The 13,947-nt window shown below is 51.4% G+C and carries 14 protein-coding genes; 12 read left to right on the top strand and 2 right to left on the bottom strand.

The genetic code is table 11. From position 1 onward, the window contains the following. The 5 genes from GBAG_RS00660 to ubiA form a co-directional block, all read left to right on the top strand. Nucleotides 1-692, top strand: a 692-nt coding sequence (locus GBAG_RS00660; RefSeq protein ID WP_034492391.1) for a TOBE domain-containing protein, incomplete at its 5' end; no start/stop codon positions are given. Nucleotides 693-737: 45 nt separating this feature from the next. Then, entirely contained in the window at nt 738-2,048 is a 1,311-nt protein-coding gene (locus GBAG_RS00665; RefSeq protein WP_034492393.1) for a maltoporin, read from the top strand. Between the two features lie 145 nt (nt 2,049-2,193). Then, nucleotides 2,194-3,141 carry a maltose operon protein MalM gene (gene malM, locus GBAG_RS00670; RefSeq protein ID WP_034492395.1) on the top strand — a complete coding sequence of 316 codons (948 nt, stop codon included), beginning with the start codon at nt 2,194-2,196 and terminating at the stop codon, nt 3,139-3,141. A 173-nt stretch (nt 3,142-3,314) separates the two neighbouring features. Next, nucleotides 3,315-3,824, top strand: a complete 510-nt coding sequence (gene ubiC / locus GBAG_RS00675) for a chorismate lyase (protein ID WP_034492397.1) — start codon at nt 3,315-3,317, stop codon at nt 3,822-3,824. Continuing rightward, nucleotides 3,824-4,696 carry a 4-hydroxybenzoate octaprenyltransferase gene (gene ubiA, locus GBAG_RS00680; protein ID WP_034492399.1) on the top strand — a complete coding sequence of 291 codons (873 nt, stop codon included), beginning with the start codon at nt 3,824-3,826 and terminating at the stop codon, nt 4,694-4,696. Before ubiC ends, ubiA begins: the two co-directional genes overlap by 1 nt. A gap of 32 nt (nt 4,697-4,728) precedes the next feature. Here the strand turns inward: ubiA and plsB are convergent, their stop codons facing one another. Continuing rightward, complete coding sequence (gene plsB / locus GBAG_RS00685; RefSeq protein ID WP_034492400.1) at nt 4,729-7,158, bottom strand: glycerol-3-phosphate 1-O-acyltransferase PlsB; 2,430 nt, start codon at nt 7,156-7,158, stop codon at nt 4,729-4,731. Nucleotides 7,159-7,284: 126 nt separating this feature from the next. On the opposite strand from plsB, the gene GBAG_RS00690 reads away from it, so the two are divergent. The 4 genes from GBAG_RS00690 to GBAG_RS00705 all read left to right on the top strand — a co-directional run bounded on the left by GBAG_RS00690 (nt 7,285) and on the right by GBAG_RS00705 (nt 10,142). Then, nucleotides 7,285-7,653 (top strand): diacylglycerol kinase, encoded by a 369-nt coding sequence (locus GBAG_RS00690; protein WP_034492402.1) that lies wholly within the window; start codon nt 7,285-7,287, stop codon nt 7,651-7,653. Between the two features lie 108 nt (nt 7,654-7,761). Then, entirely contained in the window at nt 7,762-8,370 is a 609-nt protein-coding gene (gene lexA, locus GBAG_RS00695; RefSeq protein WP_034492403.1) for a transcriptional repressor LexA, read from the top strand. Between the two features lie 73 nt (nt 8,371-8,443). Continuing rightward, complete coding sequence (gene dinF / locus GBAG_RS00700) at nt 8,444-9,775, top strand: MATE family efflux transporter DinF (protein WP_034492404.1); 1,332 nt, start codon at nt 8,444-8,446, stop codon at nt 9,773-9,775. Between the two features lie 157 nt (nt 9,776-9,932). Next, nucleotides 9,933-10,142, top strand: coding sequence for a CsbD family protein (locus tag GBAG_RS00705; protein WP_034492637.1), 210 nt, complete (start codon nt 9,933-9,935; stop codon nt 10,140-10,142). Between the two features lie 62 nt (nt 10,143-10,204). On the opposite strand, the gene zur is transcribed toward GBAG_RS00705, so the two are convergent. Beyond that, complete coding sequence (gene zur, locus GBAG_RS00710; RefSeq protein ID WP_034492406.1) at nt 10,205-10,720, bottom strand: zinc uptake transcriptional repressor Zur; 516 nt, start codon at nt 10,718-10,720, stop codon at nt 10,205-10,207. A 109-nt stretch (nt 10,721-10,829) separates the two neighbouring features. Here zur and GBAG_RS00715 point away from each other — a divergent pair, with 109 nt between their 5' ends. The 3 genes from GBAG_RS00715 (at nt 10,830) to dusA (ending at nt 13,902) form a co-directional block, all read left to right on the top strand. After that, nucleotides 10,830-11,333 (top strand): cupin domain-containing protein, encoded by a 504-nt coding sequence (locus GBAG_RS00715; RefSeq protein WP_034492408.1) that lies wholly within the window; start codon nt 10,830-10,832, stop codon nt 11,331-11,333. 168 nt (nt 11,334-11,501) lie between these two features. Further along, nucleotides 11,502-12,809 (top strand): conjugal transfer protein TraF, encoded by a 1,308-nt coding sequence (locus GBAG_RS00720; RefSeq protein WP_034492411.1) that lies wholly within the window; start codon nt 11,502-11,504, stop codon nt 12,807-12,809. A 94-nt stretch (nt 12,810-12,903) separates the two neighbouring features. Further along, a complete protein-coding gene (gene dusA, locus GBAG_RS00725; protein ID WP_034492414.1) occupies nt 12,904-13,902 on the top strand; it encodes a tRNA dihydrouridine(20/20a) synthase DusA in 999 nt (332 codons plus the stop codon). Nucleotides 13,903-13,947 lie beyond the last annotated feature (45 nt).

Raw genomic sequence — 13,947 nt, forward strand, 5'->3', positions numbered from 1 at the left:
AGCGAGTAGCTATTGGCCGTACGCTGGTGGCTGAACCGCGTGTATTCCTGCTTGATGAACCTCTTTCAAACCTTGATGCGGCACTGCGGGTGCAGATGCGCATTGAGATTTCCCGACTGCATAAGCGCCTCGGGCGCACCATGATTTACGTCACCCACGACCAGGTTGAAGCGATGACGCTTGCCGACAAAATTGTGGTGCTGGACGCCGGGCGTGTCGCGCAGGTCGGCAAACCGCTCGAGCTGTATCACTACCCGGCTGACCGTTTTGTTGCGGGCTTTATCGGCTCGCCAAAAATGAACTTCCTGCCGGTGAAAGTCACCGCCACGGCTATCGATCAAGTGCAGGTTGAATTACCGAACCGTCAGCAAGTCTGGCTGCCGGTTGAAAGCAAAGAAGTTCAGGTCGGCGCAAACATGTCTCTGGGGATTCGCCCGGAGCATCTGCTGCCAAGCGACATCGCTGACGTGACCCTTGAAGGTGAAGTTCAGGTTGTCGAGCAGCTCGGCCATGAAACTCAGATTCATATTCAAATCCCCGCCATCCGTCAGAACCTGGTGTACCGCCAGAATGACGTGGTGTTGGTAAAAGAGGGTGCCACATTCGCTATTGGCTTGCCGCCAGAGCGCTGCCATCTGTTCCGTGAAGATGGCACTGCATGTCGTCGGCTGCATCAAGAGCCAGGTGTTTAAGCATTCCCATAAAAAAGAAAAGCAATGATCTCAGGAGATAGAACGATGATTACTCTGCGCAAACTCCCACTGGCAGTCGCCGTAGCAGCAGGCGTTATGTCTGTTCAGGCAATGGCAGTGGATTTCCACGGTTATGCCCGTTCTGGTATTGGCTGGACCGGCAGCGGCGGCACACAGGAATGTTTCCAGGCAACTGGTGCTCAATCTAAATACCGTCTTGGTAACGAATGTGAAACCTATGCGGAATTAAAACTGGGCCAGGAAGTGTGGAAAGAAGGCGACAAGAGCTTCTATTTCGATACTAACGTGGCGTACTCCGTTGCTCAGGATAATGACTGGGAAGCAACTAGCCCGGCATTCCGTGAAGCAAACGTGCAGGGTAAAAATCTGATTGATGCACTGCCAGGCGCCAACATGTGGGCCGGTAAGCGTTTCTATCAACGTCATGACGTTCACATGATCGACTTCTACTACTGGGATATTTCAGGTCCTGGTGCGGGTCTTGAAAACATCGACGTCGGCGTGGGTAAACTGTCCTTCGCAGCGACTCGTTCTTCTGAATCAGGCGGCTCGGCTGCATTCAATGATTTCAATGCTGATGGTTCTCGTAACTACAGCAATAAAGTACCAAACGATGTATTTGACGTGCGTTGGGCGGGGATCGAAACCAACCCTGGCGGTACTTTAGAACTGGGTGTTGATTACGGTCACACTAACATTCCTGACGATTATTACCTGCAACCTGGCGCATCTAAAGATGGCTGGATGGGGACAATCGAACACACCCAAAGCATGATGAAAGGCTACAACAAATTTGTCGTCCAGTACGCAACTGACTCCATGACCTCGCAAGGTAAAGGTCAGGCGCAGGGCGGTTCTCTGAACAACGATGGCAGCATGATTCGTGTTATCGATCACGGTGCGATTACTCTGGCTGACCGCTGGGATCTGATGTACGTCGGTATGTATCAGAACCTGGATATGGATGATAACCAGGGGACTGAATGGTACACCATCGGTGTTCGTCCAATGTTCAAATGGACGCCTATCATGAGTACCCTGCTGGAAGTGGGCTACGACAACGTGAAATCCCAGGAAACTGGCGATCATAATGGTCAATACAAAATTACCCTGGCACAACAATGGCAGGCAGGCGACAGCATCTGGTCCCGTCCGGCACTGCGTGTCTTCGCAACCTACGCGAAGTGGGATGAGAAATGGGGTTACGCTAAAGATGCCAACGGCGACTCAACTCGCTTTGCTATCGCTGATTCTACCGGCAACGGTACGTTCTCTACCAGCCGTGGCGACAACGACGAGTTCTCCTTCGGTGCCCAGATGGAAATCTGGTGGTAATACAGCAGTAGCTTAAAGTAAGAAGTGATAAGGGGTTCGCCACTGAACCCCTTGTTATTACCCTTGTATGCCAATGCTTGTTTCAGGTGGAAAGGGCTATTGCCTGGCCAACTTTCCACCGACTTTCCATTCGAGGTTTATAACAATGAAAATGAAAAAAAGTCTCCTCGCACTCTGCCTTTCCGCAGGGCTGCTCGCCAGCATTCCCGCAGTCAGCCTGGCTGATGTGAATATCGTTCCACAAGACATTTCTGCGGCGCCAGCAGTGCCGAGTTCAGCGTTACAACAGCTACAGTGGACGCCCGTCGATCAATCAAAAACATTAACCACCACACTGGCTACCAGTGGTCAGAGCCTGAGCGCAGGTGATATTACTGGCCCGGTCGCGGCTTATAGTGTGCCTGCAAATATTGGTGAATTGACCATCACGCTCACTAGTGAAATCAGTAAAAACACGGTATTTGCGCCGAACGTACTGGTTCTTGACCAGAATATGACGCCCGCGGCTTATTTCCCGTCAAGCTACTTTACCTACCAGGAACCGGGCGTGATGTCCGCCGATCGCCTGGAAGGGACGATTAAGCTGACGCCAGCATTGGGGCAGCAAAAACTCTATTTGTTAGTGTTCACCACCAACAAAGACACACAGCAAACCACCAAAATGCTCGACCCGGCAAAAGCCTATGCAAAAGGCACGGGTAACGCTGTACCGGATATTCCAGACCCGATTGCCCGCCATACCACCGACGGTCTCTTGAAAGTGAAAGTCAAAACCTCTTCAAACTCCAGCATTCTGGTTGGGCCGTTATTTGGTTCATCAGGCCCAGGCCCGGTTACTGTGGGTAATACCGCAGCGCCAGCCGCAACCTACGTTGCCCCGGTAGCCGTTGCTGCACCAGTAGCGGCACCCGCGCCAGCCAAGAAATCTGAGCCAGTGCTAAGTGACACAGAAACGTACTTCAACCAGGCAATCAAAGATGCCGTAGCGAAAGGCGATGTAGACAAAGCCCTGAAACTGCTCGACGAAGCTGAACGCCTGGGATCGACGACTGCCCGTAAAACTTTTATCAGCAGTGTAAAAGGCAAGGGGTGACCGTCTCCCCGCAGTGCTGATGTTTGAGGTTTGGTGCGCCTGCGGGCGCACCTTTTTTCCTTCTTCATCCTTCAAGTTGACTCGGCGTTGTTAAACGCTTGTTGTGCTTTTCCTGCCCCGCTATACCTATTCTGCGTTACAATGATTTTCGGTTTTGTTTCGGAGAAATTCACATGTCTGACGCGCTTTCGCCACTGCGCGCCTTACGCTTTGAGGCTACGATCCCCGAGGGGCTGAGTGCATCGCTTCTTGACTGGTTGTTGCTTGAAGATTCAATGACCAAGCGCTTTGAACAATATTGCTCGCGTGTCAGCGTGCGTATTGTGCGTGAAGGTTTTTTCGATTCGCGTGCCGATATTCCTGAAGCTGATTTGCTGCCTGAAGCCAAACGTTACTGGTTGCGTGAAATCATGCTCTGCGGCGATGATGAACCCTGGCTTTTAGGGCGTACCATCGTTCCTGAATCTACCCTCGAGGGGCCAGAGCTTGCATTGCAGCAACTCGGAACCACACCTCTTGGGCGTTACCTGTTTAGTGCATCTTCCCTGACACGGGATTTCATTGAGATTGGCCGCAATGAGGAGCTGTGGGGGCGTCGTTCCCGCCTGAGATTAGCCGGAAAACCATTAGTGTTGACCGAGCTGTTTCTCCCCGCATCCCCGCTGTATGTAGAGGAAAAATAATGGAGTGGAGTCTGAAACAGGGCAAATGGCAGGCCTATCAACGCCTGATGCGGCTTGATAAGCCGATTGGCTCGCTTTTATTGCTATGGCCCACGTTATGGGCGTTGTGGTTAGCGACACCGGGTGTGCCGCCGCTGACCATTTTATGTGTGTTCATCGCTGGCGTCTGGATGATGCGAGCTGCGGGCTGCGTGGTAAACGACTACGCCGATCGTAAATTTGATGGGCATGTTAAACGCACGGCGCACCGGCCACTGCCGAGTGGGGCAGTCAGCGAGAAAGAGGCACGCATCTTATTTGCTGTGCTGGTTCTGCTGTCGTTTTTACTGGTGCTGACACTCAATACCATGACAATTTTGTTATCGGTAGCGGGGCTGGCATTGGCCTGGGTTTACCCGTTTATGAAACGCTATACCCACCTGCCACAGGTGGTGTTAGGTGCGGCATTCGGCTGGTCAATACCAATGGCATTTGCGGCGGTGAGTGAATCTGTACCGCTCAGTTGCTGGCTGATGTTTTTGACCAATATCTGCTGGGCCGTGGCCTACGACACACAGTACGCGATGGTCGATCGCGATGATGATTTAAAAATTGGTATTAAATCCACGGCGATACTGTTCGGGCGCTATGACAATCTGATCATCGGCATTTTGCAGATTACAGTGATGGTACTGCTGGCGGTGATTGGCTGGCTGAACGGGTTGGGTGGAGCGTTTTACTGGTCGATTGCTCTGGCGGGTGCGCTGTTTATTCATCAGCAACGTCTTACTGCGAACCGCGATCGTGACGCCTGTTTCCGTGCATTCCTGAATAATAACTACGTTGGGCTGGTGTTGTTTATTGGTCTGGTGCTGAGTTACCTGCACTTCTAAAAAAACAGGCGGGTTTCCCCGCCTGTTTCGTTTTACTCGGTCGCAGCCTGCGACGTCGCACTTTCAATCGTCAAACGCACATCCGGCATGATTAGCTCTGCCAACATCTGGTAGACCTTCATGGTTTCGGTTGGCTCCGCATCTCCGGTATCGCTGATATAGCCTTCATCACGCAGGGTTAACACCAGCGAGGTGAACACGGCTTTATCAAAGAACTCCGGTGCGTTAATACCATGCAAAACAGACAAGCGTTGGGCAACGGTGCGGCTTTCGCGCTCCAGTGTCCCGCGGTTGATGGATGGATTAGCGCTCAACAGCCAGAAAGTAATCGCATAACGTTGCAGCGTTTCACGAACACCCGCAGCCAGAAGCTGCATAGTGCGTGAACGAGCCGGGTTAATCAGCACTTCCTCACCCGCAAGAGTAATCAGTTCCTGACGAACCATCTCATTGAGCAGCGCATCCATTTCACTGACAAGCTGCGCCTTTTCCCAGCGCAGGAAAAGCTCAGCTTTCAGCATCGGGTAGAGTAATTCGACCTGACGCAGAAGCTCTCCGCGTGAAATGTGGCGATGCTGCGTGATAATCGCGGCCAGCAGAGAAGGCAACACCAGCATATGCAAGATGTTGTTACGGTAATAAGTCATCAGTACCGCCTGCTCACGCGGAAGAATGATGATGTCACCGATAGTATCTTTCTCTACTTCAAACTTGTTCATTTGCAACGCGTGTTCAATCAACGCTTCTGCTGGCTGGTCTGGGGCGGTCGCATCTGGTGAATACGGCACATTACGCAACAGGCTCAGGTAGCAGTTGAGTTGTTCGGTCAATTGCTCACGAGTGAGTGAACGCTGACGCGAAGCGAGTAATGCGGTACAACACAGGTTCATGGCATTTGCCGCCCCTGCATTGTTGATACGCACCATCAGCTCGGCAGCAATTTCATTGACCGTTGGCGTCAGCCACGCCGGGCGAATCGCTTCGATTGGATCGATTGAATCACGCCATTCAGGAACGCGCTGGTTGAGGAAGGTCATCAACGGCATCGGTTCGCCGAAGTTCACATAGCCCTGGCCGAGGTTACGCAGCTTGCTCAGCCCGCGCACCATCTGCATAAAGCTCTCTTTCTCTTTGGTCGCTCCACGCAGTTCTTTGGCGTAAGTCCCCACTTCCATTACATGCTCGTAGCCAATGTAAATTGGCACCAATGTAATTGGACGAGTACCACCGCGCAGCATGGCCTGAATGGTCATCGACAGCGTGCCGGTTTTCGGATCAAGCAAACGCCCGGTACGGGAACGCCCACCTTCCACAAAATATTCAACGGAATAGCCACGGCTAAACAGCTCGCCAAGATATTCACGGAACACGGTGGAATAGAGTTTGCTGCCTTTAAAGGTACGGCGAATAAAGAACGCGCCCAGGCGACGGAAAATCGGGCCTGCTGGCCAGAAATTCAGGTTGATACCCGCCGCGATGTGCGGAGGAACTAGCCCTTGGTGATAAAGCACGTAAGACAGCAGCATGTAGTCCATGTGGCTGCGGTGGCAGGGCACATAGACAATCTCATGGCCGTCATGAGCCAGTTGGCGCACACGCTCAGCGTTGTGAACGTTAATGCCCTGGTACAAACGGTTCCACGTCAGACCTAACACGCGATCGGTCAAACGAACGGCTTCATAAGAGAAGTTGGCGGCAATCTCTTCCATCAGCGCGACAGCATTTTGCTGTGCTTTTTCATGGGAGATTTTCTTGCTACGCGCTTCGTCTTCTACCGCGCGAGCGATAGCTTTTGATGCCAGAAGTTTGTTAAACAGATCCTGACGCACCGGCAGACGCGGGCCAACAGTCGCTAAACGCTGACGAGCGAAGTGCATACGTGCCACTCGCGCCAGTTTCTGAGCGATTTTTTTATCTGTGCCGTGATCGGTTGCCATCTGGCGTAGCGAAACCGGTGCAGAAAAACGCACGAAGCTGTCGCGGCCAAGCCAGGAGACGGCGAAGAATTTCTGAATGCCGTTGAGCATTCTTAATGGCGGATTTACTTCGCCTTTTTCGCGCCCCGGTGAACGGCCAAACATGACCGAAACAGGCACCATCTGCACGTCCAGATTTGGATTGCTACGGTGTAAATCGAGGTAATCATGGAACAGCTTGATCGACTCTTCTTTCGGCGTGTAATAAGTGAATACACGCGGCCCACCATGGATAAAGACATAGCGCGGCAGCACCGCTCCGTCGATTTCTAACGGCTCGAGAGGGTCGGGCAAGTTATGCGCGAGGCATTGAGCGCGCAGCGTTAATAAGTCCGCCTTTGAGTTATAGGGCAGCACGTACATTATTGGACGTGTGGGATCTAAGCCCAGTTCGGCTTGTGGATCTGCCGGAATAGACTTGCTCTTTACCAGAACGCCTAATGGTAAATTAAGTAATTTGTAGTAGATTCTTGGCCAGCCTGACATAAACGATGTAAAGCCTCAGGTTAATGATGCAAATTCGCCGCAAGAATATCAGAATCTGACCCAGATTTCTGTGGCGTTATAATTTTGACAAGCATTGATGCAAATAATTTGAAAAGGTTGCCCAAAATGGCGAGTAGTACCACTGGACTTACCCGTATTATCAAAGCTGCAGGCTATTCATGGAAAGGGCTAAAAGCGGCCTGGATCAACGAAGCTGCTTTCCGCCAGGAGGGCGTTTCGGCTGTCATCGCCATTGCTATTGCCTGCTGGTTAGATGTTGACCCTATTACCCGTATTTTACTGATTGGTTCAGTGGTGTTGGTGATGATTGTCGAAATCCTCAATAGCGCTATTGAGGCCCTCGTTGACCGTGTTGGTACTGACTATCACGAGCTTTCCGGGCGAGCAAAAGATATGGGCTCAGCCGCTGTATTAATCGCCATTATCCTTGCAGTGATTACCTGGGTCACGCTGCTTTGGCAGCATTTGCGATAGTCTTTCCATAATAGTTAAGTGCCTGGTTTTTTGCTCAATTTGTGGTTCCAAATTCGCCTTTAACTGTATATACTCACAGCATAACTGTATAAACACCCAGGGGGCGGAATGAAAGCGTTAACTACCAGGCAGCAAGAGGTGTTTGATCTTATTCGGGATCATATCAGCCAGACCGGCATGCCGCCGACACGTGCCGAGATTGCTCAACGTCTGGGGTTCCGTTCTCCGAACGCTGCAGAAGAACATTTAAAAGCTCTCGCCCGTAAAGGCGTGATTGAGATTGTTTCCGGCGCTTCGCGTGGCATTCGTTTGCTGGTGGAAGAGATCACCGGTATCCCGCTGGTTGGGCGCGTCGCTGCGGGTGAACCACTCCTTGCGCAGCAGCATATCGAAGGCCATTACCAGGTAGATCCTTCATTGTTCAAACCGAATGCCGACTTCCTGCTGCGCGTCAGCGGGATGTCTATGAAAGACATCGGTATTATGGACGGTGATTTACTGGCGGTGCATAAAACTCAGGATGTGCGTAACGGCCAGGTTGTGGTTGCGCGCATTGATGATGAAGTGACCGTTAAACGTTTGAAACAGCAAGGGAATACCGTTCATCTGCTGCCAGAAAACAGCGAATTCGAGCCGATAGTGGTTGACCTGCGCGAGCATAACTTCTCGATTGAAGGGCTGGCTGTTGGGGTTATTCGCAACGGCGACTGGCTGTAAAATCTCTTTAGGTGATGCGCATTTAAGTGCGCATCACTGTCTTAATTCTCTTTGATCTCCTTCAGGAGAGGTCATGCAATTATTCTCCACAGCGGATCGTGCGCTCTGGCGCCTCGCTTTACCCATGATTTTCTCCAACATTACCGTCCCGCTGCTTGGCCTTGTCGATACGGCTGTTATTGGTCATCTGGATAGTCCTGTTTATCTCGGTGGTGTCGCGATTGGAGCGACGGCAACGAGCTTCTTGTTTATGTTATTGCTGTTTCTGCGCATGAGTACCACCGGCTTAACCGCCCAGGCCTTTGGCGCAAATAACCCCTCCGCTTTAGCTCGCGCATTGGTGCAGCCTTTATTGCTGGCACTCGGAGCGGGTATTGCCATTGTCTTGCTGCGCGAACCACTAATCTCGCTGGCTCTGCGTATTGTCGGCGGTAATCAGGACGTGCTCTTTCAGGCGCAACGTTTTCTTGAGATTCGTTGGCTAAGCGCCCCGGCCTCCCTGGCTAATTTGGTCTTGCTCGGCTGGTTGCTGGGCGTTCAATACGCACGCGCGCCGGTTATTTTGTTAGTGGTCGGTAACGTTCTGAATATTGTGCTCGACGTGTGGCTGGTGATGGGGCTGCATATGAATGTTCAGGGGGCGGCACTCGCTACTGTCACGGCTGAATACGCCACATTTATCATCGGCTTGCTCATGGTGAAAAAGGTCATGGGCCTGCGTGGAATCAGTGGTGAAATGCTCAAACAGGCGTGGCGCGGTAATGTTCGGCGTTTGTTGGCGCTTAACCGCGACATCATGCTCCGCTCGCTGTTATTACAGATCTGTTTTGCCTCCGTGACCATCTTTGGCGCGCGTTTGGGTAGCGAAATCGTCGCGGTGAATGCGGTACTAATGACGTTGCTGACCTTCACCGCTTACGCGCTCGATGGTTTTGCCTATGCCGTTGAGGCACATTCCGGGCAGGCTTATGGGGCAAAAAATCGGGGGCAATTACTCGAAGTCTGGGGGGCTGCATGTCGCCAGGCCGGTTTAGTCGCACTGGCATTCGCCGCCGTTTATGCCTTATTGGGTGAGCAAATTGTTTCCCTTTTGACCTCAATTGCTGAGCTGCAACGGCAAGCGGATATCTATTTGTATTGGCAGATAATTTTACCCGTTGTCGGCGTGTGGTGCTATTTGCTCGATGGCATGTTTATAGGCGCAACTCGAGGGACTGAAATGCGCAATAGCATGGCTGTCGCGGCGTTGGGCTTTGGCCTGTCGATGTTTACCGTACCGTATTTAGGCAACCACGGGTTGTGGCTTTCGTTAGCTGTATTCCTTGCGCTAAGAGGTTTGTCGCTGGGCTGGATCTGGCGTCGCCACTGGCAGAAAAATACCTGGTTTAACAATGTTCAAGATTAAGCCGTTAGGTTAAACATTCTTAGTTTTCCCCATACCGCCATATCCTTGACTACAATTATTCCCACGTCCAGCAGAAACAGGGTGTCAGCCAAACGGAAGCACCCGGACGATGGTAATTTTTGTTAGTAATTTTTCACCGAACGATGAGGATATTATTATGAATAAAGACGAAATCGGCGGTAACTGGAAACAGTTCAAAGGCACAGTAAAAGAGAAATGGGGCAAACTGACTGACGATGATATGACCGTCATTGAAGGGAAGCGCGATCAGCTTGTCGGCAAAATCCAGGAACGTTATGGATATGAAAAGGATAAGGCAGAGGAAGAAGTCGTTGATTGGGAAACTCGCAACAAATACCGTTGGTAATTAGTTTCCCTCAGATGTGTTAACTCTCAGCCCTGCCCAGGTACACGGACGTACCCATACCCCTAACGCGACTTCTTCTTTGACTGAATCGAATGGTCATGCCCACAGGCTTCCGGGTGGCTACACGCTTCAACCTCCGCACAAGCACTGCATAATCCATGCGCCTCAATAACATTATGATGCAGAGCAAAGCCTAACTCGGCTGCCAACTGCTGCATAATATCTTCTACGCCTTCCGCACCCTGTTCTTTCACCGCGCCACATCGGTCACAGATAAACATGGCTGATGAGTGAGTCGGTTGATCAAAAAGATGGCATAAAACATAGCTGTTGGTTGACTCTACACGGTGTACAAAACCTTGTTCGAGAAGAAAATCGAGCGCACGATACACCGTCGGGGGTTTAGCTTGCGGTTCGCTGGCACGCAGTAAATCCAGCAAATCATAAGCGCTGATTGCACCTGCCTGCTGTGTCAGCAAACGCAGTACTTCAAGGCGTTGTGGCGTCAGGCGCACATTACGCTGCTCGCATAGTTTTTCAGCCTGCGCTAACACGTTTTGTGAAGTCGTGATGTCCATCAGCATTCCCCTGTAGATTAGCCCTACACTTTACCACAATGCGCAAAAAACGCCGAATGGTGCGCCATTCTGGTCACATCATATTGAGATGACTATCCCGGAGTTTGTTATGAATAAACCTGATTGCATTCGCCACTGGAAAGAACTGGAAGGTGAAGATGATTCAACCTATCCCGATAGCACTGAATTATTTTCCATTGGCGCACCGCTGGCTCGCAAACTGGGTTTAACACGCCTGGGGATACATCATGAACGCTTGTTGCCTGGCCGCCGGACTTCTTATCCGCACGCCGAAAGCAGTGAAGAAGAGTTTGCTTATGTCCTGGAAGGGCATCCGCAAGTGTGGATTAACGGGCACCTCTATGCGCTGGAACCTGGAGATAGTGTCGGCTTCCCGGCAGGGACAGGCGTTTGCCATACTTTTATTAATAACACCGAACATGAAGTGCGACTGCTGATTGTCGGCGAAGCCAATAAAGCGGAAAACAGAATTTACTACCCCTTAAACCCCTCTTATGCAGCACAACGTAAAGATCGCTGGATTGACCATCCACCGCAATTCTTTGGTCAGCACGATGGTCTGCCTTCCCGAAAAACGAACGGTAAACTATAAATAAGTCTGCAAAGGAATTTTGAACCGATAATCCTGATGGATAGAAACAGGATTTCTATGGGCGAAACAGCTCACTTTTTAGCTTTTTATTCACAGCAATAGTCTGCCTGCGTTCAGTCATAACTGGCGGGGGCTAGTTATTACAACTGATCAACAGACGAGCGGTGAATGAAAAAAATTAAAACTTTGGTGGCGCTTAGCGCTGCATCTTTATTTGTGGCAAATCCGGTCTTCGCGGCTGGTACCTGGGCTGAAGCACGTAGTGATGCAATGGGGGGCACGGGTGTTGCCTCCGGAAGTTACGGAAGTGGTGTTCTCACCAACCCCGCCTTGCTGGCAAAAGCAAAGCAGGATGATACGGTAACGGTAATTCTGCCTGCGGTCAGCGGTCAAATTACTGATAAAGATAACCTGCAGGATCAGATTGATGAAATTAGCGATACGGTCGATCAATACAAAAACGTTTTCGACGATCTTACCCTGCAGGATATCCTTTTAAACCCAAATGGTTCACTCAATCAGCTTCAGGGGGCGGCGGGCGATCTGGCTGGTGAACTAAACGATCTGAAAGGGAAAACCGCAAACGCTAAAGCGGGGGCGAGCATCGCAGTCAGTATTCCGAATGACGTGCTTTCGGTGGCATTTGTTGCAAAAGCTTATGCGCGTGCGCACGTCAGTTCCTCTATTGATCAACAAGATATTGATTACCTCAACGGCATCGCTAATTCTAATGTTGTTGCAGGCGGAGTGGCGTTGGACGCCGCTATTAACGGCTCCGATGCTATTACCAGCCAGCTGAACTCCACCGCCTCAGGCCGCGCCGCTATTGTCTCCGACTATGGCGTGACGCTGGCGAAACAGTTTGACCTTGGCGGCGTACCGGTCTCTTTTGGCATCACGCCAAAGCTGCAAAAAACCTGGTTATACAACTACACCACGTCGATCTATTCCTACGACAGCAACGACTGGAAAAATAGCCGCTATCGTAATGACGACACGGGTTTCAACGTCGATGCGGGCATGGCAGCCGATTTTGGCGAAAACTGGACGGTAGGTTTGAGCGGCCAGAACCTGGTTTCGCGTGACATTGATACCAAAGACATCTTGATCACCAATGGCAGAACCGGCGAGACGGTCAACTACAAAGACACTTACCAAATTCGTCCGTTAGTGACCGCAGGTGTCTCCTGGCATAACGACCTCATTACCCTTAGCGCCGATGGCGATCTCACCGAAACCAAAGGCTTCAAAAGCGAAGAAGACTCGCAGTACGTTGGGGTCGGTGCTGAAATTACGCCGCTGTCATGGCTTGCGGTGCGGGCGGGCTATCGCGCAGATGTTAAAGCAAACGATAGCAACGTCTTTACCGGCGGTGTTGGCTTCGCGCCCTTTAATCGCGTGCATGTCGATTTAATGGGGCTGTACGGCGAGGACCAGACCTGGGGTGCAGGCGCACAGCTTAGCGTCACCTTCTGATAAAAATAGCCGTCGGGACGAGCAGGTGTCCCGACGCTGCTTTATGCTATAGTACCGACCCTTTTTTAACCGTAGCCCGTAAACGCCAGTGCCTATGTCCTCACAAATCAGCCAGACTCCATTCCAGCCACATCGTTTTTCTATTGCACCGATGCTCGACTGGACCGATCGCCACTGCCGTTATTTCTTGCGTCAGTTATCAAGCCAGACACTGCTGTACACCGAAATGGTGACCACCGGTGCGATTATTCACGGCAAAGGGGATTATCTGGCGTACAGCGAAGACGAGCATCCCATCGCTTTGCAATTAGGCGGAAGTGACCCGGCCGCGCTGGCACAATGCGCGAAACTGGCTGAAGAACGTGGCTACGATGAAATTAACCTGAACGTCGGTTGCCCGTCGGATCGGGTGCAAAACGGTATGTTCGGCGCATGTCTGATGGCGGATGCGCAGCGCGTTGCTGATTGCATTAAAGCGATGCGCGACGTGGTATCTATCCCTGTCACCGTCAAAACGCGTATCGGCATTGATGACCAGGACAGTTACGAATTTTTGTGTGATTTTATCGGTACGGTTGCCGGGAAGGGCGAATGTGAAATGTTCATCATTCATGCCCGTAAAGCCTGGCTTTCGGGTTTAAGCCCGAAGGAAAACCGTGAAATTCCACCGCTGGATTACCCGCGTGTCTATCAGTTGAAGCGTGATTTTGCGCATTTAACGATGTCGATTAACGGCGGTATCAAATCGCTGGAAGAAGCGAAAGCGCATCTCGAACATATGGATGGCGTGATGGTTGGGCGCGAAGCCTATCAAAACCCAGGCCTGCTGACGGCGGTTGATCGTGAGATTTTTGGCATTGACTCGCAAGAAGTCGACACCGTTGCGGCGGTTCGCGCCATGTACCCGTACATCGAGCGTGAACTGGCAAACGGCACTTACTTAGGCCATGTCACTCGCCATATGCTCGGTCTGTTCCAGGGGATCCCCGGTGCGCGCCAGTGGCGTCGTTACCTGAGCGAAAACGCCCATAAAGCAGGTGCCGGAATTGATGTTGTAGAACATGCACTGTCATTGGTTGCCGACAAACGCTAGGTTTTGTTTGTAATAACCCGGCAGATTGCTCAGGTATTGCGGAGT

The organism is Buttiauxella agrestis ATCC 33320 (genome assembly GCF_000735355.1).
GTDB classification, from domain to species: Bacteria; Pseudomonadota; Gammaproteobacteria; order Enterobacterales; family Enterobacteriaceae; genus Buttiauxella; species Buttiauxella agrestis.

Coding starts and splice junctions, on each gene's coding strand:
- GBAG_RS00665 (WP_034492393.1), top strand. CDS start 738: ATGATTACTCTGCGCAAACTCCCACTGGCAGTCGCCGTAGCAGCAGGC.
- malM (WP_034492395.1), top strand. CDS start 2,194: ATGAAAATGAAAAAAAGTCTCCTCGCACTCTGCCTTTCCGCAGGGCTG.
- ubiC (WP_034492397.1), top strand. CDS start 3,315: ATGTCTGACGCGCTTTCGCCACTGCGCGCCTTACGCTTTGAGGCTACG.
- ubiA (WP_034492399.1), top strand. CDS start 3,824: ATGGAGTGGAGTCTGAAACAGGGCAAATGGCAGGCCTATCAACGCCTG.
- plsB (WP_034492400.1), bottom strand. CDS start 7,158: ATGTCAGGCTGGCCAAGAATCTACTACAAATTACTTAATTTACCATTA.
- GBAG_RS00690 (WP_034492402.1), top strand. CDS start 7,285: ATGGCGAGTAGTACCACTGGACTTACCCGTATTATCAAAGCTGCAGGC.
- lexA (WP_034492403.1), top strand. CDS start 7,762: ATGAAAGCGTTAACTACCAGGCAGCAAGAGGTGTTTGATCTTATTCGG.
- dinF (WP_034492404.1), top strand. CDS start 8,444: ATGCAATTATTCTCCACAGCGGATCGTGCGCTCTGGCGCCTCGCTTTA.
- GBAG_RS00705 (WP_034492637.1), top strand. CDS start 9,933: ATGAATAAAGACGAAATCGGCGGTAACTGGAAACAGTTCAAAGGCACA.
- zur (WP_034492406.1), bottom strand. CDS start 10,720: ATGGACATCACGACTTCACAAAACGTGTTAGCGCAGGCTGAAAAACTA.
- GBAG_RS00715 (WP_034492408.1), top strand. CDS start 10,830: ATGAATAAACCTGATTGCATTCGCCACTGGAAAGAACTGGAAGGTGAA.
- GBAG_RS00720 (WP_034492411.1), top strand. CDS start 11,502: ATGAAAAAAATTAAAACTTTGGTGGCGCTTAGCGCTGCATCTTTATTT.
- dusA (WP_034492414.1), top strand. CDS start 12,904: ATGTCCTCACAAATCAGCCAGACTCCATTCCAGCCACATCGTTTTTCT.